Raw genomic sequence first — 23,156 nt, forward strand, 5'->3', positions numbered from 1 at the left:
GCGACGCGGTCAGCGGGCGGCCGACTTCGCCTTCGGGCGCTCGGCGCCGAGGCCGACCGCGAGCAGCACGACCGAGCTGGCGAAGTGCAGCACGTTGTCGGGGGCGTTGATCGCGAGGAAGTTGACCGGGGTTCCGAGCAGGAACAGTCCGGCGATGCCGAGCACGAGGTAGGCGGCGCCGACGACGGTGTTGACCGTGCGGGCCGAGTTCACCCCGCCGACGATCGCCGCGACGGCGAGGATGAGGCCGATCAGCAGGTGCGCGAAGTTGTGCAGCAGGTTGACGCCGAAGACGCCGAGCAGCAGCCCGCCGTCGGGCAGGAAGAAGCCCCACACGCCGATCGCGACGAAGAAGACGCCGAAGATCGTGCCGAGCAGGCGGTTGGGTGACGACAGCATCGGCCCCTCCGATTCCCCCGGGCGCCTCGGGCGGGCGCCGCTGAGGTCAGGGTATCCGCGAGCGTCGCTCGAGCAAACCCTGCGGCCGCTGTGCCGGGCCCCGTGAGAGTACGCGGATTGCGGCATCGGGCCCGGCGTGTCCGGCGCAGAGTGCGTACTTTCACGGGGATGCGCGCGGGGGATGCGCCGGCGCGGTCAGTTCGTGAGCTGCGACTCGAGGAACGAGGCCGAGCGGGCGAACGCCAGCGCCGCCGCCTCCCGGTCGAACTCGCCGCCGACCGTGCCGTTCGCGAAGCCGTGCCGGGTCGTCGGGTAGGCGTGCTGCTCGATCGGGGTCCCGTCGTCTTTGAGACGGGCGATGAACGCGCCCGGCTCGGCGCCCTCGGGCCACTCGTCGACCTCGGCGAGATGCAGCAGCACGGGCGCCGGCAGCACGCCGTGCACGTTCTCGGCGAGCGTCGCGTAGTAGGCGACCACCGCATCCACCGCCCCGGTCTGGGCGAAGCGCAGCCCGTGCCAGCCGCCGATCGAGAAGCCGATCACGCCGATGCGGGTGCTGCCCTCGCTGCGCAGCTGCTCGAGCGCGAGGTCGATCTCGGCGTCGACGCCGTCGTCGGTGAGGGTCGTGAGCAGTCGCTCGGCCTGCTCACCGTCGACGGTCGCGACGCCGTCGTAGAGGTCGGGCACGAGCACCCGGAATCCGACGCGCGACAGCGCCTCGGCGTAGTTCTCGAGCCACGGCAGCCGGCCGTACCAGTCGTGCACGACGATGACCCCGGGGTCACCGGGGCGGCCGTACTCGAGCGGCACGCCGGGATGAGGGATCGGCACGAGCTCTTCCACGCGCCCATTCTGACCGTTCCACCCCCGCCTGCCGAGGTCTGCGCGGCGGGTTTCTCAGGATGACGGGGGCGGGTCCGCCGGTTCGGCGGCGGATGCGGCGGATTCTGCGGAGATGCGCGCGGGCCCGGAAGCGGACGTCGACGTGGACGTGGATGCGCGCCGCCGCCACAGCACCGGTGCGGTCGCCAGCACGAACACCGCGAAGGCCGTCTGCGTCACCAGGCCGAAGCCGATCTGGCCGGGCGCGGCCCCCGGCATCCCGATCGCGAAGGTCATCGTGGCGTTGACGGCCACGTCGGCGATCATGATCCCCGCGCCGAGCACGACGGCGGCGCGGCGCCAGCGCAGTGCGGCGAGGCCCTCGCGGGTGGGTGCGCCTCCGAGCATCAGCACGATCACGGTCGGATCGAGCGCGGTCAGCGCGACCCAGAACGCCCGCACCGCGGTCGGCGCGCCCTCGTAGACGTCGATGCCGCCGAGCGCGACGTCGATCACGTGCGTCGTGGTGCCGACGGCGAAGCCGAGCATCCACAGCACGCGGATCGCGAGGTGGATGCGGGCCGAGCGTGCGTCGTCCATCGCGTGAGGCTAGCGCGGCGGGGGCGGGCGACTGACGCGGCGGCTCAGTCGATCCAGACGACGATGCCGCGCGCCTCGTGCAGCACGGCGGCGACGCCGGCGCGCACGGCCCGGTCGCAGCGCGCCGAGGTGAAGCTCTTCGGGTCGTAGTTCGAGGGCGTGCCGAGTCCCTCGCCGCGGAACGACGCGCCCGTCCAGTCGACGGCGGTCACGTTGCCGGTCGGCTCGGCGACCTCGGCGCCGATCACGAGGAACTGCTGGTCGAGGTGGTTCGCGGTGACGAGGGCGAGCGCGTCGACGAGGTCGTTGCCGGCGCTGATGATCAGGTCGGGCTTCTGCTCCATCGCCTCGACGATCGCGGCGACCTTGTCGTGCCCGGCGGTGACCGTGCGCAGTGAGGCCTTCTCCGCTTCGGCCCAGCGCACGACCGAGTCGTCGATCGTGGCGACCGTCGCATCCTCGTCGTCGGTCTTCAGCAGCACGACCCGCATGCCGGGCGACGGATGCACGGAATCCCAGCTGCCCTCGCGCGGGTGGATGGTCGCCTCCGGCGACGGGCTCGCGCTCGGCAGGAAGCCGGCGCCGAGCTCGCCGATCGCACTCGGAGCGGCGTGCGGACGGCCCCAGTCGTCGCCCGCGCAGCCGGCGAGCCCGGCCACCAGCGCCACCACCGCGAGGCCGCCGACGGCGACCGTGGTGCGCGCGAGTGCGGCGCCGAGGGGCGAGCGAGCGGGCACGGCGGGATCCTTCGGGGCGGCGGGGAAACGGGCGGAGCGACGAGCGAGGCGTCGACGCGGGGGAGTCGGTGCTCGCGACGGCGGGGTGAGCACGCGTCGGGCGAGGGAAGTCTGACCCATGCCGCGGCGGCGCATCCACTCCAGACCTGGGCGTTCGCCCGCCGTTCACCGATCCGACTCCGCGCGTTCGCGCGACCCCGCGAATCTCTCGCCGTCGAGCCCGAGCGACCTCCGCCGAACCCGCCGACACCCGCGAACCCCGGAAGCCCCCATGCCCCACCGCTCCCCCTCGCGTGCCGCCCGCACGTCATTCACCTCCTCCCGCAGCGCAGCCGTCGGTACGCCCGCAGCTCGCACGCCCGGCCGCATCGTCGCCCGCCTGCGTCGCATCCAGCCGATCGTCGCGACCGCGCTCGCCGCGGCCGCCGCCCTGCTCGCGGTCGTCGCGCCCGCCCTCGAGAGCGCCCCGGCCGAGGCGCACGGCTTCACGAGCGTCGTCTACGCCGACGTGTCGGGCGACCGCGACGGCGGCGTGCACGCGACCCTCCAGCTCGAGTACGACCTGCTGATCGTGTCGGCGGCGGACGCCGCGGGCGGCGACGACGAGCTGTTCTACTCGGGAACCGACGCCTTCGACTCCAAGGACCCGAAGGCCGAGATGGCGGTCGTCGAGAAGCACGAGCCGGTCATCGTCGACTACATCGCCCAGCGCTTCCAGGTGAAGACCGGCAGCGGGGATGCGGCCGAGACCTGCAAGCTGACGGCGACGGGCGACCTGAGCATGACCTTCCAGCAGGATGCGCCGTACATCGTCATCCCCTTCGACGTGGCCTGCGCCGACAGCACCGCCACCGCGCACGAGATCACGAGCACCCTGTTCCCCGACAGCGAGCAGTTCGTGAAGTCGACGAAGACGATCGTCACCTACGAGATCGACGGGCAGAAGGGCAGCGCCTCGCTCGATGCGCAGCAGACCTCGTTCTCGACCGAGCAGAGCTTCGGCGAGCGGTTCTGGGAGTTCTTCCACCTCGGCGCCGAGCACCTGCTGACCGGCATCGACCACATCCTGTTCCTGCTGGCTCTGATCGCCGGATCCCGCCGCCTGCGCGAGGTCGTGCTCGCTGCGACGACGTTCACGATCGCCCACTCGGTGACGTTCATCCTCGCCGCGACCCACCTGGTCTCGGCGCCGAGCGAGTTCGTCGAGCCGATCATCGCGCTGTCGATCGCGGTCGTCGCCGGCTGGCACCTGTGGCGGCTGTGGCGCCAGCGTCGCACGCACGAGGTCGACCACCTCGATCAGGCGACCGGGTTCCTGCGTCTCGACCGTGCCGGCTGGCTGCGACTGCTCGCGGTGTTCCTGTTCGGGCTCGTGCACGGCCTCGGCTTCGCGAGCGCGCTCGGCATCGACGAGCCGTGGTCGTGGACGCTGCTGTGGTCGCTGCTCGTCTTCAACGTCGGCATCGAGGCGGTGCAGCTGGGCATCATCGCGATCGTCTTCCCGCTGCTCATGCTGCTGCGCCGCCGGGTGCCGAAGGTCGGCCGCTGGGTCACCGGCATCGTCGCGGGCGGCGTCGCGCTCATGGGCCTCATCTGGTTCGTCGAGCGCATCCTCGGCATCGACTGGATCTGACCCGATCGAGCGGGCGGATGCGCGCATCCGCCCGCCGCGCCGCCTGCGAGACAGGCGTCGGGCAAGCCTGCACAGTCCGCACGCTTTAAGGCTCTTCCCAGGTTTTCACCCGGTGCAACTTCCCCACCGCCGACTGTTCGCCGACCGTTCACCACCCGCCGCGACCTTGAACCTCGCACCATCAGCTTCACCTCTGCACGACCTACCCCCACTCACTTCTCGGAACGGACACTCATGTCTTCCCCCTTCCTCTCGGACGCGCTCGTGCGTCCGCGTCGCCGCGTCGCCGCGGTGCTGACCTGCGCGGCCCTGGCCACGTCGGTCGCGCTCGGCGGACTCGTCGCCGCGGCGCCCGCGCACGCGGCTGACGCCGTCACCTCGTCGGGCATCGTGCTCGGCGTGGGCGCCGACGAGTCGCAGCGCATCGTCACCTGGTACACCTCGGCCGACACCGCCCAGTCGGTGCAGCTCGCCCCGACCTCGCAGCTCGTCAACGGAGAGTTCCCGGCCAGCGCCACGCTCTTCTCGGCGACCGGCGCGGCGAACATCGCCACCAGCGGCGGCTTCAACCGTCACGCCACCGTGTCGGGCCTGAAGGAGAACACCGCGTACTCCTACCGCGTCGGCTCGGCCGACGGCGGATGGTCGAAGGCCTACGCCTTCAAGACCCAGACCTTCGACGGCGACTACGACTTCCTCTTCTTCGGCGACCCGCAGATCGGCTCGTCGGGCGACGCGGTCAAGGACGGCGCCGGCTGGGCCGACACCCTCAACGTGGCCACCGCCGCGAACCCGAACGCCGAGCTGCTCGTCTCGGGCGGCGACCAGGTCGAGACCGCGAACACCGAGTCGCAGTGGGACCAGTTCCTCGCTCCCGACCAGCTGCGTCAGGTGCCGTGGGCCGCGACCATCGGAAACCACGACGTGGGCGGCAAGGCCTACGACCAGCACTTCTCGACGCCGAACACCGACCGCAGCGCGGCCTACTACAAGGGCGGCACCGCGGGCACCGGCACCGAGTCGGGCGGCGACTACTGGTACATCTACAAGGACACGCTGTTCATCGACCTGAACAGCAACTCCTACGTCTCGAACAACGCGAACGGCAGCGGCGGTGACGCGGCGCACATCGCGTACGTGACCGACGTCATCCAGAAGCACCAGGCCGAGGCCAAGTACACGGTGCTCGTGTACCACCACTCGATCTACTCGGCGGCCGACCACGCGAAGGACGCCGACAACAAGATCCGTCGCGTCGACTTCCCGACCACGTTCTCGAAGCTCGGCGTCGACCTGGTGCTGCAGGGCCACGACCACGTCTACACCCGCAGCTACGAGATCAAGAACGGCATCAAGGCCAACCCGGCCGAGCAGCCGAACCAGAACGAGGTCTTCCCCGGCCCCGGCGGCGTGATCTACGTGACCGCGAACTCGGCCTCGGGCTCGAAGTACTACGACATCACCACGCCCGACAACTCGGGCACGAGCGGCGCCGGCAACGGCCCCGACGCGCTGAACCCGAAGAACTACTGGTACAACTCGGTTCAGAACCAGGAGCACGTGCGCAACTACACGAAGGTCTCGGTTCAGAAGGACCAGCTCGTCGTGCAGACCATGCGCAGCGGCACCTGCGACGCCCCGAACGCGGCCGTCGAGCGCGGCAACGTCAAGTGGTGCGGCCCCGACAACGGCGCCTCCGCCGCCCAGGGCGTCGGCTCGATCGTCGACTCGGTCACCATCCACAAGGCGCACGGCAACGGCCAGGACATCCAGGTCACGGTTCCCGACGCGGCTCCCGGTGAGTTCGGCTGGACGATCGACGGCCGCAACGGCCTGGTCGACCTCGGCACCGCCTCGACCGACGTGAACAGCGACTTCTTCGCGGCGAAGGGCGCGATCAACCCGATCGCGGTCAACGACTCGCGTCGTGCGCTGTCGCCCTGGTCGATCTCGGCCTCCGTCGGCGACTTCCGCGACGGCACCAAGACCTTCTCGGGCAAGTACCTGGGCTGGACCCCGAAGGTGGTCCAGGCCGGTGCCGGAGCGGTCGCCGGTGCGCCGATCAAGTCGGGCTACGACGGCGGCGACGGCCTCTCGGTCGCGCGCAACCTCGCGGCTGCGGCCCAGGGTCACGAGCGCGGCACCGCCAAGCTCGGCGCCGACCTCGACCTGAAGATCCCCGGATCGACGGGCAAGGGCTCGTACCGCGCGACCCTCACCATCACGGCGCTGTCGAGCTGACGCTCTGACACGGTCCTCGTGACCGCGCTGAACAGCTGACGCCCGGTGGGGCGGGTGCACCGCATCCGCCCCACCGGGCTTCGGCCGTTCGACCGGAGGGCTGGATGCGCGCCGCACGCCGGCCGCATCCGCGCTCCATCTCCCCTGAACTCCCCTCCCCCACCGACTTCCCGAGGATCACGCCATGACCGCGTCCATCCGCCCCGCCCGCCGCGCCGGCATCCGTCTCGCCGCCGCCGGACTCGCCGCGCTGCTCGCCGCCGGCGCCGCCGCGGCACTCGCGCCGGCCTCCGCCGCGCACGCCGCCGACGACGACGTCACCTGGACCGTGCGCACCGCCGCCAACGACTTCGGCGCCGACCGCACCGCCTACGGCTACACGATCACGCCCGGCGAGAAGGTCGACGACGCCCTCGTCGTCGCCAACCGGGGGGATGAGGCGCTCGACCTGGGCGTGTACGCCGCCGACGGCTACACGACCGACAGCGGCCAGTTCGACATCCTCGCCGCCGTCGAGAAGTCGAAGAACCTCGGCCTCTGGGCCGTGCCGAAGAGCGACCGCGTCGTCGTGCAGCCCGGGCAGACCGTCGAGGTGCCGTTCACGGTCAGCGTTCCGAAGAACGCGACGCCGGGCGACTACGTGGGCGGCATCGTGACCTCGCTCACCCAGCCCGACGCCGACCAGGGCATCAACGTCGACCGCCGCCTCGGCGTGAAGATGTCGATCCGCGTCGGAGGCGACCTGACCCCGTCGCTGGCGATCGAGAACGGATCCGTGTCGTACGGCGGCGGGCTCAACCCCTTCGCGGGCGGCGACGCGACCGTGCAGTACACGCTGCACAACACCGGCAACGCCGTGCTGTCGGCGCACCAGGAAGTCACCCTGACCGGGCCCTTCGGCTGGTTCCCGGTGTCGCTCGGCGAGGTCGCCGAGCCGCCGCAGCTGCTGCCCGGCGACAGCTGGGATGTGAAGCTGACCGGTCACGACGTGCCCGCGGTGTTCGCGCTGTTCGGCACCGTGAAGGTCACGCCGCTCGTCGTCGACGCGGCCAAGTCGACCACGCCGCTCGCCGACGTCGAGCAGACCATCGTCGGGCAGGCCGTGCCGTGGACGCTGCTCGTCGTCATCCTCGTGATCGCCGCCCTCGTGGTGTTCCTGCTGCGTCGCCGCCGCCGGGTCGTCGCGGTCGCGAAGTCGCGGGAGGACGACCGCGTCGCGGAGGCCGTCGAGAAGGCGCTCGCCGCGGAGAAGGCGAAGAAGGGCGGGGCCGCGGTCGAGGAGCCGGAGGAATCGGAGGAATCGGCGTCGGAGGACGAGACGGCGGCGGTTCCCGTCGGCTCGGGCAAGGACTGACCGCGCAGCTGGCTGAGTTCTCCCGATTCGGGTCTCGCAATTCAGGATCCGACGGCGAATCGGGATCGAAATCGGTGGGAATCGGAGCCCGATCCTGAATTGTGCTGGATCGGATCCTGAATTGCGAAGAGGTCGGCGCGGTGTCGGCGGCGCGGCGCACACTGAGGGCATGGATGCCCGCGCGCTCATCGCCGACCGCCGCGCGGTCGTGCTCGAGAAGCGGGATGCCGTCGAGCGCGAGCTGGTGAGCATCCGCGCCGCCCGCGGCGAGTGGACCGACGAAGAGCACGACCCCGAGGGCTTCACCCTCACGCACGAGTGGTCGCGGCTCGAGGGCACCCGCGCCGAGCTCGAGACCGAGCTGGCGGAGCTGGATGCGGCCGACGCCCGCGTCGCATCCAGCACCTACGGCGTGTGCGCCCGCTGCGGGCAGCCCATCCCCGAGCCGCAGCTCGAACGCCGCCCGGCCCGCACGCTCTGCGTCGCCTGCACCGACCGCCTCGCCCGCCGCTGACCTGGCGTCAGTCCGCGGGGCGCCGCGCGATGAGCGAGAACATCAGCGGCGCATCGGGAGCACCGTCGGGCAGGCGGAACCCGCCCTCACGCCATCCCATCGACGGCAGCGCCCGCCACGGCATCGATCGGTGCTCGTCGAAGGCCTCGATCTGCAGTCCGGCGCCGAGCAGCGCTCCGAAGATCTCCGACAGCGGATGCGGCCACTCGTAGGTCGTCGCGTTGCTCATGCGGCTCGCACTCGCATAGGTGGTTCCGTCGTCGAAGCGGCGCGGTGCGTCGGCCGCGAGCGCGAAGTACGGCTCGGTCATCACGAGCTGGTCGTCGTCGCGATCGAACTGGAAGGTGTACAGGAACGGATGCCCGTCGTAGAGGAAGAGCGCGCCGCCGGGCTTCAGCAGTCGGGCGATCGCCTCAGCCCAGACAGCGAGGTCGGGCAGCCAGGTGAGCACACCGACCGTCGTGTAGACGAGATCGAAGGTGCGGCCGAGAGCATCGGGCGCATCCTCGTTGGCAGCCTGCACGAAGGTCGCGTCGATGCCGGCGCGCTCGGCGAGCGCGGTTGCGGTGGCCACGGCTTCGCCCGACAGGTCGGTTCCGACGACACGGGCCCCGCGCCGCGCGAGGCTGATCGTGTCGGTGCCGATGTGGCACTGGAGGTGCACCACGTCGAGCCCGGCGACCGTGCCTCCGGGCAGGTGCGGGGCGAGCAGCGCGACTTCGACGTCGAGCCCGATCGCGTTGGGATCGTCGGCGAAGGCCTCGGCCCCGTAGGCCGTCACGTGGTCGGCGACCCGCTCATCCCAGTTGCGCATGTTCGCGGCGATCTGCTCGGCGGTCTGTTCGGCGGGCACGGTCTGCCTCCTCGGCGGGTGGTGGATGCTCAGGCGACCGGTTCGTCGCGAGGCCGCCGCCATCGGAGGGCAGCCTTCCAGGGTCGCCGATGCCGGGCTCGGAGGCAAGCGAGTCAGCGAACGCTGGCCGAGGCGTGCAGCTCAGCGGCGCGCGGCCCAGTCGGCGATGAGGTCGATGCCGCGGCCGAAGTCGGGGTCGGCCGGGCGGTGCAGGAACGCGTGGGTGCTGCCGGGCAGCACGTGCCGCTCCAGCGGCACCGCGTGCTCGGCGAGCTCGGCGGCGAAGCGCTCGCCGGAGGCGCGGAGCACGTCGCGGTCGGCGTCGAGCATGAGCGTCGGCGGGAGGCCGGCGAGGGGATGCCCGCCGGGGAACGCGCGCGGGTCGGCCAGGGCGGCGCGCGACCCGGCGTAGTTGCGCGTCATCAGCCCGTACGCGCGGGGCGTGTGCGTGAAGCGGCGGTATCCGGTGACCCGGGAGCGCAGTTCGGCTGAGCGCGGCGGCATGGCAGCGTGGAAGACGCCGTAGGCGAGCAGGAGCCCGCGGATCGGCGCCGTCGCGAGGTCGGACGAGGCGGATGCGGCGGCGCCCGCGTCACCCCGTCCCGACTCCGGCGATCGTGCGTTCGACGACTGCGCTTCGGCCGTCACGACCTCCAGCGCGGCCGCCGCGGCCAGGCAGGCACCGGCGCTCGCACCGCCGATCAGCACCCCGGCGCTCGCCGCCGAGTCCGATCCGGCTTCCGTTCGGGCATCCGCCGCATCGCCCGGCCGCGACCCGGGCACTGCGTCGAGCGACCGACGCCGCGCATCCGCCAGCACCGCCGCCACATCGTCGACGGGGGTCGGATGCCGCACGACGCGCGCTCGCGGTGACGGCCGCAGGAAGCTCGTGCGCCCGGTGAGTCGGTAGTCGACCGTCGTGACCGGGATGCCGCGCGCGGCGAGCTCGAGGCCGACGGCGTGCGATTCGAGCTGGTCGAGCCCGCCCGAGACGAAGGCGCCGCCGTGCAGCCAGACCAGCGGAGGCGCGAGCGGCGCGACGCCGGAGGGCGGCGAGTAGCGACGCACGGCGACCGGTCCGTGCGGGCCCGCGACGGCATCCGCCTCGACGCTGACCCGACCGGGCGCGCCGGCTGCGGCAGGTTCGGGGAGGGATGCGCGCTGGCCGCCGTCGATCGACATCCCGTGACCGTAGCGATGTCAGCTCGGAAGCGACCCGACCGCGCCAGTTCGGGCACGACCCGCCGCAGGAGTGCGCCCACCGCGCGCACTAACCTTCGGAACATGGATCCGGTGCGCGCGCCCAACATCAGGGACGTCGCGCGCGTCGCCGGGGTGTCGTATCAGACGGTCAGCCGGGTGCTCAACGACAGTCCGAGCATCCGGGTCGAGACGCGGCAGCGCGTCGAGGCGGCGATCGCCGAGCTCGGCTACCGGCCCAACCCGGCCGCCCGCGCCCTCGTCGCCGGGCGCTCGCGCACGATCGGACTGCTGTCGGCATCCACCGCCTACTACGGCCCGGCGACGGCGATCACCTCGATCGAGGCGGCCGCGCGCGAGGCCGGCTACCGCATCAGCATCACGAGCCCGGCGTCGAGCGACTACGCCTCGGTCGCCGCGAGCGTCGAGTACCTGCTCGGGCAGGGCGTCGAGGCGCTGGTCGTGGTCGCTCCGCAGGTGCGGGTGTTCGAGGCGGTGCGCGCGCTCGGGCTCTCGGTGCCGGTCGTGACGCTCGAGTCGGCGGCGATCTCGGATGCGCCGAGCAGTCTCAGCGTCGACCAGGTCGAGGGCGCGCGGGTCGCCACCCGGCACCTGATCGAGCTCGGGCACGAGGAGATCCTGCACATCGCCGGTCCGCAGGACTGGATCGAGGCGGAGGCGCGCATGCAGGGCTACCTGCGCGAGCTCGACGCCCACGACCTGCGCACCCGCGCGCCGATCCTCGGCGACTGGTCGTCGGCCTTCGGCTACTACGCCGGGCTCGAGCTGCTGCGCGTGCGCGACTTCACCGCCGTGTTCGCCGGCAACGACCAGATGGCGCTGGGGCTGCAGCACGCCTGTCGCGACATGGGGCTGGATGTTCCGGGCGACATCTCGATCGTCGGCTTCGACGACATCCCCGAGGCCGCGCACTTCGCGCCGCCGCTGACGACGGTGCGCCAGAACTTCCCCGAACTGGGCCGTCGGGCGCTGTCGCTGCTGCTCGCGCAGCTGCGCGGCGAGGAGCGCGCCGACCACTCGATGGTGCCGCCCGAGCTCGTGCTGCGCGCCTCCACCGCCCCGCCGCGGCGCTGAGGCCGGCGCGAGCCCGAGCCTGATCGGCGAGCACATCGCCCGGCCGCTGCGTGAGCAGTCCGCGCGTCCTGCATCGGCGCATCCTGACGATCTCAAGGAGTTGCTGTAGCTGGTGCGGCGGATGATGCTCACCAATCACGCGAGTCACAGCAACTCCTTGAGACGGTCATCCCGAAAACTGCCCCTTGACGGATGTGACCGTTTCAGCGGTACAGTCTCACCACCTCATGTGAACGGTCACATGAACGGATGACACCGGAGTCGCCCCGTGCAGAGTCGCACCACCCCCGCCCGCGAGAGCCGCCGCGCATGACCGCCCGCGCCGCTGAGCTCGAGGTCGCCGTGGCCCGCACCCGCGAGGCGATCGCCGCCGCCGACGCGCGACTGCGCGACGCCGGAGTGCTGGATGCGGGCGACCGCGTGAGCGCCCGCGTCGCCGACGAGGCGCTGTTCCTGATCACCCCCGACGGCGTCGCGCCGCACGGGCCCGAGGGCTTCGTGCTCGCGCAGGACGACGCGACCGTCGTGCCCCACACCCCCGGCGGTGAGGTCGACGACGTCGCCCTCGCCGACCACGCCCGTCGCTACCGCGCCGACGCCGCGCTCGGCGCGCTCGTGCAGTCGGGCGAGCTGCGCATCGCCGGCGCCGATCTGGATGCCGCGGTCGACGCGGCCGGCTCGGCGCGCGAGCTGCGCGACCGCGCCGCCGCGCATCCCCCGACCTGAGCCTCCCTGCCTCTCACCTGAACGGCCCCACCACCGGAACCACCGACCCGCACGACTCAGCACCACCAGCTCGACCCACCAGCACCATCCCGCACCACCTCAGCCACACGGCCCCCGCCGCACAGCCGGCCCGGGCCACCCACCCCGCGATGACACAGCCGTCATCCAAGGAAGGAACACCGTGAACATCAAGAAGGTCCTGCTCGGCGCCGCGGCGCTGGGCGTCGCGGTCAGCCTGGCCGCCTGCTCCGGAGGCCGTGGCGGCACCGGCGGCGACAACGCCGGCAGCGGCGACAACAAGGGCGCCCTCGTCGGGGTCGCCATGCCGACCAAGACCTCGGAGCGCTGGATCAAGGACGGCAACGCGGTCAAGTCGGGCCTCGAGAAGCTCGGCTACAAGGTCGACCTCGAGTACGCCGACGACAAGATCCCCCAGCAGGTGCAGCAGATCAGCAACATGCTCACCAAGGGCGCGAAGATCCTCGTCATCGCCTCGATCGACGGCACCGCGCTGAGCGATCAGCTCGACCAGGCCGCCGAGCAGGGCGTCAAGGTCATCGCCTACGACCGCCTCATCAACGGCAACAAGAACGTCGACTACTACACGACCTTCGACAACTACAAGGTCGGCGTCGACCAGGCGACGAGCCTGCTCACCGGCCTCGGCATCCTCGACGCCGACGGCAAGGAGACCGGCGAGAAGGGTCCGTTCAACATCGAGCTCTTCGCCGGCAGCGCCGACGACAACAACGCGACCTTCTTCTACAACGGCGCGATGGACACCCTGAAGAAGTACATCGACGACGGCACCCTCGTCGTCGGCAGCGGCCAGACCGGCTTCACTCAGGTCGCCACGCTGCGCTGGGACCCGGCCACGGCGCAGAAGCGCATGCAGGACCTCATCGCCTCGACCTACTCGGGCGGCAAGAAGGTCGACGGCGTGCTGTCGCCCTACGACGGCCTCTCGATCGGCATCATCTCGGCGCTGACCAGCGCCGGCTACGCCACCGACGCGCTGCCGATCATCACCGGCCAGGACGCCGAGGCGGCCTCGGTGAAGTCGATCATCGCCGGCCAGCAGTACTCGACCATCTACAAGGACACCCGTCAGCTCGCCGACGAGGCCGTGAAGATGACGAACGACCTGCTCACGGGCACGAAGCCCGAGGTCAACGACACGAAGAGCTACGACAACAAGGTCAAGGTCGTTCCGACCTTCCTGTTCCAGCCGGTCACGGTCACCAAGGAGAACTACAAGAAGGTGCTCGTCGACAGCGGCTACTACAAGGAGTCCGACCTGAAGTAAGCGAGTGGATGGCGGGTGAGCGCGCCCTGCACGTGCGCTCACCCGCCCGACCTCGCTTTCCGGCACCACCCCCCCGCACCATCCGAAGATCGCAACCCTCGACGGAGAGGACCGATGTTGGCCGACAACATCCTCGAGATGCGCAGCATCACCAAGAGCTTCCCCGGCGTGCTCGCCCTGCGCGACGTCTCGATCGACGTCGAGCGCGGCAGCATCCACGCCATCTGCGGCGAGAACGGCGCCGGCAAGTCGACGCTCATGAAGGTGCTGTCGGGCGTCTACCCGCACGGCAGCTACGACGGCGAGATCGTCTTCGACGGCGAGAGCGTCGCGTTCAAGAACATCAACGACTCCGAGGATGCGGGGGTCGTGATCATCCACCAGGAGCTCGCGCTGAGCCCCTACCTCTCGATCGCCGAGAACATCTTCCTCGGCAACGAGCGCTCGCGCTTCGGCTTCATCGACTGGAACCGCACGAACCGCGAGGCGGCCGAGCTGCTCGCCCGCGTCGGGCTCAACGACAACCCGATCACTCGCATCAGCGAGCTGGGCGTCGGCAAGCAGCAGCTGGTCGAGATCGCGAAGGCGCTCTCGAAGAAGGTGAAGCTGCTCATCCTCGACGAGCCGACGGCGGCGCTCAACGACAGCGACTCCGAGCACCTGCTCGATCTGCTGCGTCAGCTGCAGAAACAGGGCATCACGTCGATCATCATCAGCCACAAGCTCAACGAGATCAAAGCGATCGCCGACGCCGTCACGATCATCCGCGACGGCCGCAACATCGAGACGCTCGAGATGGATGAGCTGCTCGGCGAGGACCGCATCATCCGCGGCATGGTCGGCCGCGACCTCGAGAGCCGCTTCCCCGACCACGAGCCGCACGTCGGGCCCGAGCTGCTGCGCATCGAGGACTGGACGGTGCACCACCCGATCGACCACGACCGCGTCGTCGTGCGCGAGGCGAACCTGACCGTGCGCGAGGGCGAGATCGTCGGCATCGCCGGGCTCATGGGCGCCGGCCGCACCGAGCTCGCGATGAGCGTCTTCGGCCACAGCTACGGCGTCGGCATCAGCGGCCGCGTGCTCAAACGCGGCGTCGAGGTGAAGACGAATACCGTCTCGGCCGCGATCAAGGCGGGCATCGCCTACGCCACCGAAGACCGCAAGCGCTATGGGCTCAACCTGATCGACGACATCCGCCACAACATCTCCGCCTCGGCGCTGACATCGCTGGCGCGCATGGGATGGGTCAACGAGAGCCGCGAGGTCGTCGTCGCCGAGAGCTACCGCAAGAGCATGAACATCAAGGCCCCCACCGTCGAGGCGGTCACCGGCAAGCTCAGCGGCGGCAACCAGCAGAAGGTCGTGCTGTCGAAGTGGATGTACGCGAACCCCGACGTGCTCATCCTCGACGAGCCCACCCGCGGCATCGACGTCGGGGCCAAGTACGAGATCTACGGAATCATCAACCGGCTCGCCGACGAGGGCAAGGGCGTCATCGTCATCTCATCTGAGCTGCCCGAGCTCATGGGCATCTGCGACCGCATCTACACGCTGTCCGAGGGCCGCATCACCGCCGAGCTGAGTCGCGAGGACGCGACCGCCGAGCGGCTGATGCAGCACATGACGCAGGAACGAGAGAAGGACCACCTGTGACCGCCACCACTCCCGCGCCGCAGACCGGCGTGCTGCAGCGAGCGAGCCGCTTCCTTGCGGGGCAGCTGCGTCAGATCGGCCTGTTCATCGCGCTCATCGTCATCGTCGTCTTCTTCGAGGTGGCGACGCAGGGCATCACGCTCAAGCCGATCAACGTCTCGAACCTGGTCGTGCAGAACAGCTACATCCTGATCCTCGCGATCGGCATGGTGATGGTGATCATCGCCGGCCACATCGACCTCAGCGTCGGCTCGGTCGTCGCCTTCACGGGCGCGATGGCCGGCGTGATGATCACGAAGTGGGGCATCCCCTGGCCGGTGGCCGCGGTGCTCTGCCTCGTGCTGGGAGCGCTGATCGGATGCTGGCAGGGCTTCTGGATCGCCTACTTCAAGATCCCCGCCTTCATCGTGACGCTGGCGGGCATGCTGACCTTCCGCGGCCTGACCCAGATCACGCTGCAGAACCAGCAGATCTCGCCCTTCCCCGACGGATTCCGCGCGATCGGATCGGGCTTCCTGCCCGACCTCGGCGGCGGCGTCAGCTTCGTCGAGCCGATGACGATCGTGCTCGGCATCCTCTCGGCGGTCGCGCTGATCGCGGCCGGCATCCGCGGCCGCCTGGTGCGTCGCCGCTACAACGTCGAAGACGAGCCGATGCCCTGGTTCATCGCGAAGACGGCGTTCACGACCGTGCTGATCCTGCTCGTCGCGTTCCTGCTCGCCAGCTACCGCGGCACCCCGATCGTGCTGATCATCCTCGCCGTGCTCGTGGTCGCCTACTCGGCGGTCATGGCCCGCAGCGTGTTCGGCCGCCACATCTACGCGATCGGCGGCAACCTCAACGCGGCCGCGCTCTCGGGCGTGAAGACGCAGCGGGTCACCTTCCTGCTCTTCGTCAACATGGGCGTGCTGTCGGCGCTCGCCGGGCTCGTGTTCACCGCGCAGCTGAACCTCGCCAACCCGAAGGCGGGCGACGGCTTCGAACTGGATGCGATCGCGGCCGTCTTCATCGGCGGCGCAGCCGTCACCGGCGGCATCGGCCGGGTGACGGGCGCGATCATCGGCGGTCTGATCATCGGCATCCTCAACAACGGCATGTCGATCCTCGGCGTCGGCACCGAGTTCCAGTCGCTGATCAAGGGCCTCGTGCTGCTCGCGGCCGTCGCCTTCGACGTCTACAACAAGCGCCGCAGCGGGAAGTGATCGGCGTGACGGAGGGGGAGGCGCCGGGCTCGGCGGGCGAGGACGCTGTCGGCGCGGATGCGGCGCTCGCCGCGGCGATCGAGCGCACGCGCGCCGAGGTCGCCGCGCTGCACGCCGAGCTCGTGCGCTACGGCCTCGTCGTGTGGACCGGCGGCAACGTCTCGGGCCGGGTGCCCGGCGCCGACCTTTTCGTCATCAAGCCCTCGGGCGTCTCCTATGACGACCTGACCGCCGACGACCTGGTGCTGTGCGACCTGGATGGCGCCGTGGTGCCGGGCAGCGTCGGCAGCTCGCGGAGTCCGTCGAGCGACACGGCGGCGCACGCCTACGTCTACCGGGCGATGCCCGAGGTCGGCGGGGTCGTGCACACGCACTCGACGTACGCGGTCGCGTGGGCGGCGCGGGGCGAGGAGGTCCCCTGCGTCATCACCGGCATGGCCGACGAGTTCGGCGGGCCCATCCCGATCGGACCCTTCGCCGTGATCGGCGACGACTCGATCGGCCGCGGCATCGTCGAGACGCTGCGCGGCCACCGCTCGCGCGCCGTGCTCATGCAGAACCACGGTCCGTTCACGATCGGCGCGAGCGCGCGCGACGCGGTCAAGGCCGCGGTCATGTGCGAAGACGCGGCGCGCTCGGTGCACCTCGCGCGCGAGGCCGGGCCGCTCATCCCGATTCCGCAGGACCGCATCGACCACCTCTACGCCCGCTACCAGAACGTCTACGGACAGGACGGGGACGACCGCCGATGACCGCATCCGACTCGCCGGTGCCGACCGCCGCATCCGCCGGCGCTGCCGCCCCTTCTGCCGTGAGTGCCGCCGCCGCGACGATCGCCGACGGCCGCGCCGTGCTCGGCATCGAGCTCGGCTCGACCCGCATCAAGGCCTGCCTGATCGGCGCGACGCCGACCGAGGTGCTCGCCACCGGCGCGCACGACTGGGAGAACCAGATCGTCGACGGCGTCTGGACCTACTCCCTCGACGCCGTCTGGACCGGCCTGCAGGATGCCGTGGCGGCCCTCGCGATCGACGTGCGTCGCCGCTACGGCGCCGACGTCGAGCTGACGCGCGTGCGCGCCATCGGGGTCTCGGCGATGATGCACGGCTACCTGCCCTTCGGTGCCGACGGCGAGCTGCTCGTGCCGTTCCGCACCTGGCGCAACACCAGCACGGGCCCCGCGGCGCGCGAGCTCAGCGCCGAGCTCGGGGTCAACATCCCGCTGCGTTGGTCGATCGCGCACCTGCACCAGGCCGTGCTCGACGGCGAGACGCACGTGCCGCGCATCGCGCACCTGACGACGCTCGCCGGGCATGTGCACGAGCGGCTAACCGGGCGACGGGTGCTCGGCGTGGGCGACGCCTCGGGCATGTTCCCGATCGATGCCACGACCGGCGACTACGACGCCGCGATGCTCGCCCGCTGCGACGAGCTCGCCGCCCGCGCCGCCGACAAGAGCGGCGTCGGGCTCACCGCGAGCGTGCGCGAGCTGCTGCCCGATCCTCTCCCCGCCGGCGCCTACGCCGGCGCGCTCACCGCCGCCGGCGCCGCGCTGCTCGACCCGAGCGGACGCCTGCAGCCCGGCGCGCTGCTCTGCCCGCCCGAGGGGGATGCGGGAACCGGCATGGTCGCGACCGACGCCGTCGCACCGCGCACCGGCAACGTCAGCGCGGGCACGAGCGTGTTCGCGATGGTCGTGCTCGAGCATTCCCTCGCCCGTCCGCTGGAGCAGATCGACGTCGTCACCACGCCCGCCGGAGACCCGGTCGCGATGGTGCACTGCAACAACGGCGCGAGTGAGCTCGGCGCGTGGGCGGCGGTGTTCCGGCGGTTCGCGGAGGTGCTCGGGGCGGGTGCTTCGGGTGCCGCGGGCGCGGGCGCTGCCGCCGCGACCTCGACGGTCAGCGCCGACGCGGTCTTCGCGGCCCTGCTCGGCGAGGCCGCGCGGTCCGACGTCGCGGCGGGCGGCCTGCTCGCCTACAACCACCTCGCCGGCGATCCGATCGCCGGTCTCGACGCCGGGCGTCCGCTCGTCGTGCGCGCCCCCGATAGCGACCTCACGCTCGGCAATTTCGTGCGCGCCCAGCTCTACGGCGTCTTCGGCACGCTCGCGCTCGGCATGAAGGTGCTCGCGGATGAGGGCGTCGCGATCGAGCGGATGCAGGCGCACGGCGGCATCTTCCGCACGGCCGGCGTCGCGCAGCGCGTGCTCGCGGCGGCGCTCGACGCGCCCGTCGCGGTCGCCGACACCGCGGCCGAGGGCGGAGCCTGGGGCGTCGCGCTGCTCGCGCTGTATGCGGCCGAGTCGGGCGGCGACGCCGACTCGCTGAGCGACGGCGGACGCCGACCCGCGGGCGCGGCCGCCGGATCCGGTGCCGCGTCGTCGCGCCCCGCGCTCGCCGACTGGCTGCGCGGGCACGTCTTCGCGGCCGTCGACCCGGAGGTCGTCCGACCCGACCCCGCCGAGGTCGCCGGCTACGCCGCCTGGCTCGAGCGCTACCGCGCCGGGCTGGCGATCGAGCGCGCCGCCGTCGTCGCGATCTGAGCGGGGCCGCGCGACCCGACCGCGCGTCTCGACGGCGCCTCTCGACCGCGCGACCCGGCGCACCGCATCCACCTCACCGACCACCGCCTCCCCACCGCACGAACGAGAGTCCCCATGAACCGCAGCATCACCCCCGACCTCCGCGAGAACGTCGTCTGGTTCGTCACCGGATCGCAGGGCCTCTACGGCGACGAGACGCTGCGCCAGGTCGCGGCGCAGTCGCGGGTCGTCGCCGAGACGCTCGCGGCCGCGTCGGCGGTGCCGGTGACGATCGAGTGGAAGCCGGTGCTCACCGACGCCGACGCCATCCGCCGGCTCGCGCTCGACGCGAACAGCGACGACCGGGTCGTGGGCGTGATCGCCTGGGCGCACACCTTCAGCCCCGCGAAGATGTGGATCACCGGCCTCGCCGCGCTGGCGAAGCCGCTGCTGCACCTGCACACGCAGGCGAACGTCGGCCTGCCCTGGGGCGAGATCGACTTCGACTTCATGAACCTCAACCAGGCGGCGCACGGCGATCGCGAGTTCGCCTACATCCAGACCCGACTCGACCTGCCGCGGGTCACGGTCGTGGGCCACGTCAGCGACCCGGCGGTCGCGGATCGTGTGGGCACCTGGGCGCGCGCCGCCTCGGGCGTCGCGGCGCTGACGACGATGAAGGTCGCCCGCTTCGGCGACAACATGCGCGAGGTCGCGGTGACTGAGGGCGACAAGACCGAGGCGCAGATCCGCTTCGGCGTGAGCGTCAACACCTGGCCGGTGAACGAGCTCGTCGCGGCGGTGGATGCGGTGTCCGACGCCGAGGCGACCGCGCTCGCCGCGGAGTACGACGCGCTCTACGAGGTCGAGCCCGAGCTGCGCGTCGGCGGCGAACGCCGCGCGTCGGTCGTGGATGCGGCGCGGCAGGAGCTCGGGCTGCGCGCCTTCCTCGAGGCCGGCGGCTTCACCGCGTTCACCGACAGCTTCGAGGATCTCGGAACCCTGACCCAGCTGCCGGGCGTCGCCGTGCAGCGGCTCATGGCCGACGGCTACGGCTTCGGCGCCGAGGGCGACTGGAAGACAGCCGTGCTGGTGAGGCTCGCCACGGTCATGGGCGCGGGGCTGCCCGGCGGCGCCTCCCTCATGGAGGACTACACCTACGACCTCACGCCGGGCGCCGAGCTCATCCTCGGCGCGCACATGCTCGAGGTCTCGCCCGCACTGACCGCCGCGAAGCCGTCGCTCGAGATCCACCCGCTCGGCATCGGCGGCAAAGACGACCCGGTGCGGCTCGTCTTCACCGCCGATCCCGGCCCGGCCGTGGTCGTCGCGATGTCGGACCTGCGCGACCGCTTCCGCCTCGTCGCGAACGCCGTCGAGAACGTGGCGCTGCCGCATCCCATGCCGAAGCTGCCCGTCGGCCGCGCCGTCTGGCGGCCCGCGCCCGACTTCCACACCAGCGCCGCCGCCTGGCTCACCGCCGGCGCCGCGCACCACACGGTCATGACGACGCAGCTGGGGGTGGATGTCTTCCGCGACTTCGCGAAGCTCACCTCGACCGAGCTGCTCGTGATCGACGACGCGACGACCCTGCGCGACTTCGAGCGCGAGGTGCAGTGGAACCAGGCGTACTACCGGCTCGCCGGGCGGCTCTGAGCGCGTCGCTTCCGCCACCGCGCATCCGCGGTCGGGTCAGAGGCAGTTGCCGGCCTGCACGCCGGTGGCCGCGAGCGCCGGGTCGTCGCCGATGAGCAGCACCAGCAGCTTCGTGTCGTCGGTGGTCGGCTTGCGTGTCGAACCGGCCGGGCACTCGCCGATGCCGACAGTGCGCCGGCGGCTCTGCCGTTCCAGGAGACCGCGACCCTCGGGAGCCCCGCGCCGAGCGCCGTGCGCATCGCGCGGACGGCGGCGGCGGTCGGGTGCAACTCGCCCTTCGCCGGTGAGAACACGGCGACCGACGGGATGAGGTCGTTCCAGGCGAGTGCCACGCTGCCGTCTTTCGCGGCCGGTCCGGTGACCGTCATGATCGGAAGCTCGTGCGTGAGCTCGCCGAGCAGCAGCAACGCCGACACAGGCGGGGTGCCGAAAGAACTGAAGCCGTCGCTCGTCCAGCCGGTGCTGCCCGCGAGAGCCCCGGTCGCGGCGACCACGGCCGGCCAGTGCCCGGTCAGGGTCGGGATGTCGGCGGCGATGATCGTGTAACCGCGTCGGAAACTCGCGCCATCGGAGTCGTCCGGCGCCGTGATGTCGAGCCCGATGCGTGCGCCCGCCGCGGCCGACACGGTGCGCCACGACGCGACCTCGGCGTTCAGCGTCGTGCCGCTCAGGGCACGGGCGTCGGCGATCGTCAGCTTCTCCGCGCCCGCGGTGACGGTCACCGCGGGGATGACGTCGTCGAGCCGGTCGTCTTCGAGCGCGTCGGCGAGGTCTTTCGCAACGGCGGTCCACACCGCATCCGTCGCGTCCTTCTCCAGTGCGACCTTCACGGTGAGGGTGCGGCCGGTGCCGGCGAGCGGCTGGAACTCCGACGACGCGCTCGTCACGCCCTTCTCGGCGTTGAGCTTGCCGCCGAGTTCGCTCGCGGCGGTCGCCGCCTGCGCGTCGGCGTTGAGGCTGTCGGCAGCCCCGCCGATGCTCGAGCAGCCGGCCAGCGCGATCGCTGCGGTCAGCGTCATCGCGCCGACGGCGAGTGCGCGGGAGAGATCGCTGACGCGGCGGGCGGATGCGCGCGGGCGCCGGTGCTGGGTCACGCTCACGAACCTAGGCGCGGCGGGGTAGAACGCCGAGTCCCCGTTCGGGCGACGGGCTCAGGTAGCGGTGCCGGGACCGCTGCCGCTGCCGCTGCCGCTGCCGCCGCCGGCGTCGCCCGCCGCCGCGCGGCAGAAGTCGGCCGCGTCGAGCAGTGCCGAGGCGAGCGCGTCGGCGTCGGCAGCGCTGAACACATCCGATTCGGAGATCGTCGGCACGATCGTCCACCCTTCGCGGTCGTCGTCGATGCGCACCGCGCTCACCCGCCAGCGTGCGCTCTCCGCGACGGTGTGGATGTGCGCCGGCGCCTCATCGAGGCCGTTGCAGCGGTGCGTGCCGCCGAAGTCACGGCAGCGGGGCTCGTCGCAGAGCACGAGCAGGGGGCGGTTCTCCATGCGGCTCATGCTGTCCGCATCCGCCGACATCCCCGCCTCGGCCCGCGCGGGTGGCCACGAATGCGCGGGACACGCCGGTCCGGGCGTGCATTCGCGGCCACCTTCGGGAGCGAGCCGGGCGTGGGGCGCGCGCCGGGCCGCGGGGTCGAAGCGTGCGAGGCGGCCGAGTCAGGGCTCGAGCAGCTCCAGGTCGGCGAGCAGCGAGGGATGCGTCGGCTGCCAGCCGAGGGCCTCGCGCGTGTGCTCGCTGGTCGACGGCTGGTCCATCGCGAAGATCGGACCGAAGGGGCCGAAGGTCTCGGTCGGCACCGGCTCGACGGAGAGACCGAGGCGGCGGCCGATGGCCTCGGCGATGTCGCGCACGGCATCCCCCTCGTCGGCGACGGCGTGCCAGGCGGTGCCGGCGGGCGCCGACTCGAGCGCGAGGCGGAACAGCACGGCGGCATCGCGCGCGTGCACGGCGGGCCAGCGCTGGGCGCCGTCGCCCGGGTACCCGGCGACACCGGAGCGGCGCGCCTGCTCGGTGAGCAGCCCGGCGAATCCGCCGCGGCCCTCGTCGTGAACGGTGCGCGGCATCCGCACCGCCGACGCGCGCACGCCCTGATCGGCGAGCGCGAGCAGCGCGTTGACCGACTCGGCGCGTCCGGCCACCGGCCCGACGAGCGGGAGCGGATCGGCTTCGGTCGAGGCGCGTCCGTCGACCCACGGCGTGCCCGAGACGGTGACGGCCGGCTTGCCGGTGCCGATGAGGGCCTCGCCGAGCGTGCGCATCGCGGCGCTCTCCTCGGCGATCGCGGCGACGAGTCCTTCGGGCGTGCTGTCGGCGTGGGCGAAGGCGAGGCTGATCACGCCGTCGGCCTCGGTGGCGCCGCGCCGCAGCGCATCCAGGTCGGAGAGATCGCCGCGCAGCGTGCTGGCGCCGGCGCTCTCGAGCGTCGCGGCGGACCGATCGGAGCGGGCGAGCGCGAGCACCTCGTGCCCGTTCGCGAGCAGCTCGGCGACGACGGCGGTGCCGATCGTGCCGGTGCCTCCGGTGACGAAGACCTTCATGGTGACCTCCTGGTCGGATGTTCGAACCCGTGACGGGACAGGTGTCGCATCACTCGGGCGACGATAGCACTGCGATGGGACACGTGTCGCATCACTGCTAA

General features: G+C 71.6%; 21 protein-coding genes. 12 read left to right on the forward strand and 9 right to left on the reverse strand.

The window, feature by feature from the left end; genetic code table 11:
- Nucleotides 1-9: 9 nt before the first annotated feature.
- From BJ979_RS03790 to BJ979_RS03805, 4 genes are all read right to left on the reverse strand, one after another.
- A complete protein-coding gene (locus tag BJ979_RS03790) occupies nucleotides 10-399 on the reverse strand; it encodes a DUF4383 domain-containing protein (protein WP_179565329.1) in 390 nt (129 codons plus the stop codon).
- Nucleotides 400-594: 195 nt separating this feature from the next.
- Nucleotides 595-1,242, reverse strand: coding sequence for a dienelactone hydrolase family protein (locus tag BJ979_RS03795; RefSeq protein ID WP_179565331.1), 648 nt, complete (start codon nucleotides 1,240-1,242; stop codon nucleotides 595-597).
- Between the two features lie 54 nt (nucleotides 1,243-1,296).
- Complete coding sequence (locus BJ979_RS03800) at nucleotides 1,297-1,821, reverse strand: hypothetical protein (protein ID WP_179565333.1); 525 nt, start codon at nucleotides 1,819-1,821, stop codon at nucleotides 1,297-1,299.
- A gap of 44 nt (nucleotides 1,822-1,865) precedes the next feature.
- A complete protein-coding gene (locus BJ979_RS03805; RefSeq protein ID WP_343046587.1) occupies nucleotides 1,866-2,558 on the reverse strand; it encodes a type 1 periplasmic-binding domain-containing protein in 693 nt (230 codons plus the stop codon).
- A gap of 271 nt (nucleotides 2,559-2,829) precedes the next feature.
- On the opposite strand from BJ979_RS03805, the gene BJ979_RS03810 reads away from it, so the two are divergent.
- The 4 genes from BJ979_RS03810 to BJ979_RS03825 all read left to right on the forward strand — a co-directional run bounded on the left by BJ979_RS03810 (nucleotide 2,830) and on the right by BJ979_RS03825 (nucleotide 8,300).
- Nucleotides 2,830-4,191 (forward strand): HupE/UreJ family protein, encoded by a 1,362-nt coding sequence (locus tag BJ979_RS03810; RefSeq protein ID WP_179565335.1) that lies wholly within the window; start codon nucleotides 2,830-2,832, stop codon nucleotides 4,189-4,191.
- Between the two features lie 234 nt (nucleotides 4,192-4,425).
- On the forward strand, nucleotides 4,426-6,432 hold the full coding sequence (locus BJ979_RS03815; protein ID WP_179565337.1) for a purple acid phosphatase family protein: 2,007 nt from the start codon (nucleotides 4,426-4,428) through the stop codon (nucleotides 6,430-6,432).
- Nucleotides 6,433-6,616: 184 nt separating this feature from the next.
- Nucleotides 6,617-7,786, forward strand: a complete 1,170-nt coding sequence (locus BJ979_RS03820; RefSeq protein WP_179565339.1) for a WxL protein peptidoglycan domain-containing protein — start codon at nucleotides 6,617-6,619, stop codon at nucleotides 7,784-7,786.
- Between the two features lie 169 nt (nucleotides 7,787-7,955).
- Nucleotides 7,956-8,300: a TraR/DksA family transcriptional regulator gene (locus tag BJ979_RS03825; RefSeq protein ID WP_179565342.1), complete on the forward strand. Its 345-nt coding sequence runs from the start codon at nucleotides 7,956-7,958 to the stop codon at nucleotides 8,298-8,300.
- A 7-nt stretch (nucleotides 8,301-8,307) separates the two neighbouring features.
- Here the strand turns inward: BJ979_RS03825 and BJ979_RS03830 are convergent, their stop codons facing one another.
- Together BJ979_RS03830 and BJ979_RS03835 are read right to left on the reverse strand one after the other, a co-directional pair.
- Complete coding sequence (locus BJ979_RS03830; protein ID WP_179565344.1) at nucleotides 8,308-9,153, reverse strand: methyltransferase; 846 nt, start codon at nucleotides 9,151-9,153, stop codon at nucleotides 8,308-8,310.
- A 141-nt stretch (nucleotides 9,154-9,294) separates the two neighbouring features.
- On the reverse strand, nucleotides 9,295-10,335 hold the full coding sequence (locus BJ979_RS03835; protein ID WP_179565346.1) for an alpha/beta hydrolase: 1,041 nt from the start codon (nucleotides 10,333-10,335) through the stop codon (nucleotides 9,295-9,297).
- A gap of 102 nt (nucleotides 10,336-10,437) precedes the next feature.
- Between BJ979_RS03835 and BJ979_RS03840 the strand changes: the two genes are divergently transcribed.
- The 8 genes from BJ979_RS03840 to araA all read left to right on the forward strand — a co-directional run bounded on the left by BJ979_RS03840 (nucleotide 10,438) and on the right by araA (nucleotide 20,518).
- Entirely contained in the window at nucleotides 10,438-11,448 is a 1,011-nt protein-coding gene (locus BJ979_RS03840) for a LacI family DNA-binding transcriptional regulator (RefSeq protein ID WP_179565348.1), read from the forward strand.
- A 309-nt stretch (nucleotides 11,449-11,757) separates the two neighbouring features.
- The gene (locus tag BJ979_RS03845; RefSeq protein WP_179565350.1) at nucleotides 11,758-12,174 is read left to right on the forward strand and encodes a hypothetical protein; all 417 of its coding nucleotides are present in this window, start codon (nucleotides 11,758-11,760) and stop codon (nucleotides 12,172-12,174) included.
- A gap of 181 nt (nucleotides 12,175-12,355) precedes the next feature.
- Nucleotides 12,356-13,480 (forward strand): multiple monosaccharide ABC transporter substrate-binding protein, encoded by a 1,125-nt coding sequence (chvE, locus tag BJ979_RS03850; protein WP_343046588.1) that lies wholly within the window; start codon nucleotides 12,356-12,358, stop codon nucleotides 13,478-13,480.
- Between the two features lie 114 nt (nucleotides 13,481-13,594).
- Nucleotides 13,595-15,136 carry a multiple monosaccharide ABC transporter ATP-binding protein gene (gene mmsA, locus BJ979_RS03855; protein ID WP_281360912.1) on the forward strand — a complete coding sequence of 514 codons (1,542 nt, stop codon included), beginning with the start codon at nucleotides 13,595-13,597 and terminating at the stop codon, nucleotides 15,134-15,136.
- On the forward strand, nucleotides 15,133-16,338 hold the full coding sequence (gene mmsB / locus BJ979_RS03860) for a multiple monosaccharide ABC transporter permease (RefSeq protein ID WP_179565354.1): 1,206 nt from the start codon (nucleotides 15,133-15,135) through the stop codon (nucleotides 16,336-16,338). The genes mmsA and mmsB overlap by 4 nt, the downstream gene beginning before the upstream one ends.
- A 77-nt stretch (nucleotides 16,339-16,415) precedes the next feature.
- Nucleotides 16,416-17,090: an L-ribulose-5-phosphate 4-epimerase gene (locus tag BJ979_RS03865; RefSeq protein WP_343046764.1), complete on the forward strand. Its 675-nt coding sequence runs from the start codon at nucleotides 16,416-16,418 to the stop codon at nucleotides 17,088-17,090.
- Nucleotides 17,087-18,883: an FGGY-family carbohydrate kinase gene (locus BJ979_RS03870; RefSeq protein WP_179565358.1), complete on the forward strand. Its 1,797-nt coding sequence runs from the start codon at nucleotides 17,087-17,089 to the stop codon at nucleotides 18,881-18,883. Before BJ979_RS03865 ends, BJ979_RS03870 begins: the two co-directional genes overlap by 4 nt.
- 114 nt (nucleotides 18,884-18,997) lie before the next feature.
- The gene (araA, locus tag BJ979_RS03875; protein WP_179565360.1) at nucleotides 18,998-20,518 is read left to right on the forward strand and encodes an L-arabinose isomerase; all 1,521 of its coding nucleotides are present in this window, start codon (nucleotides 18,998-19,000) and stop codon (nucleotides 20,516-20,518) included.
- On the opposite strand, the gene BJ979_RS03880 is transcribed toward araA, so the two are convergent.
- The 3 genes from BJ979_RS03880 to BJ979_RS03890 form a co-directional block, all read right to left on the reverse strand.
- Complete coding sequence (locus tag BJ979_RS03880) at nucleotides 20,494-21,612, reverse strand: hypothetical protein (RefSeq protein WP_179565362.1); 1,119 nt, start codon at nucleotides 21,610-21,612, stop codon at nucleotides 20,494-20,496. The genes araA and BJ979_RS03880 overlap by 25 nt on opposite strands.
- A 57-nt stretch (nucleotides 21,613-21,669) precedes the next feature.
- Entirely contained in the window at nucleotides 21,670-22,005 is a 336-nt protein-coding gene (locus BJ979_RS03885; protein WP_179565364.1) for a hypothetical protein, read from the reverse strand.
- A 168-nt stretch (nucleotides 22,006-22,173) separates the two neighbouring features.
- Nucleotides 22,174-23,055 carry an SDR family oxidoreductase gene (locus BJ979_RS03890; RefSeq protein ID WP_179565366.1) on the reverse strand — a complete coding sequence of 294 codons (882 nt, stop codon included), beginning with the start codon at nucleotides 23,053-23,055 and terminating at the stop codon, nucleotides 22,174-22,176.
- Nucleotides 23,056-23,156 lie beyond the last annotated feature (101 nt).

The sequence above is a fragment of the Schumannella luteola genome (assembly GCF_013408685.1).
Lineage (GTDB): Bacteria > Actinomycetota > Actinomycetes > Actinomycetales > Microbacteriaceae > Schumannella > Schumannella luteola.

What these genes read in the sequence shown, in the direction of transcription:
- BJ979_RS03790 (WP_179565329.1), bottom strand. Translation starts at nt 399, where the DNA reads ATGCTGTCGTCACCCAACCGCCTGCTCGGCACGATCTTCGGCGTCTTC.
- BJ979_RS03800 (WP_179565333.1), bottom strand. Translation starts at nt 1,821, where the DNA reads ATGGACGACGCACGCTCGGCCCGCATCCACCTCGCGATCCGCGTGCTG.
- BJ979_RS03810 (WP_179565335.1), top strand. Translation starts at nt 2,830, where the DNA reads ATGCCCCACCGCTCCCCCTCGCGTGCCGCCCGCACGTCATTCACCTCC.
- BJ979_RS03815 (WP_179565337.1), top strand. Translation starts at nt 4,426, where the DNA reads ATGTCTTCCCCCTTCCTCTCGGACGCGCTCGTGCGTCCGCGTCGCCGC.
- BJ979_RS03820 (WP_179565339.1), top strand. Translation starts at nt 6,617, where the DNA reads ATGACCGCGTCCATCCGCCCCGCCCGCCGCGCCGGCATCCGTCTCGCC.
- BJ979_RS03825 (WP_179565342.1), top strand. Translation starts at nt 7,956, where the DNA reads ATGGATGCCCGCGCGCTCATCGCCGACCGCCGCGCGGTCGTGCTCGAG.
- BJ979_RS03835 (WP_179565346.1), bottom strand. Translation starts at nt 10,335, where the DNA reads ATGTCGATCGACGGCGGCCAGCGCGCATCCCTCCCCGAACCTGCCGCA.
- BJ979_RS03840 (WP_179565348.1), top strand. Translation starts at nt 10,438, where the DNA reads ATGGATCCGGTGCGCGCGCCCAACATCAGGGACGTCGCGCGCGTCGCC.
- BJ979_RS03845 (WP_179565350.1), top strand. Translation starts at nt 11,758, where the DNA reads ATGACCGCCCGCGCCGCTGAGCTCGAGGTCGCCGTGGCCCGCACCCGC.
- mmsA (WP_281360912.1), top strand. Translation starts at nt 13,595, where the DNA reads ATGTTGGCCGACAACATCCTCGAGATGCGCAGCATCACCAAGAGCTTC.
- BJ979_RS03870 (WP_179565358.1), top strand. Translation starts at nt 17,087, where the DNA reads ATGACCGCATCCGACTCGCCGGTGCCGACCGCCGCATCCGCCGGCGCT.
- araA (WP_179565360.1), top strand. Translation starts at nt 18,998, where the DNA reads ATGAACCGCAGCATCACCCCCGACCTCCGCGAGAACGTCGTCTGGTTC.
- BJ979_RS03885 (WP_179565364.1), bottom strand. Translation starts at nt 22,005, where the DNA reads ATGGAGAACCGCCCCCTGCTCGTGCTCTGCGACGAGCCCCGCTGCCGT.
- BJ979_RS03890 (WP_179565366.1), bottom strand. Translation starts at nt 23,055, where the DNA reads ATGAAGGTCTTCGTCACCGGAGGCACCGGCACGATCGGCACCGCCGTC.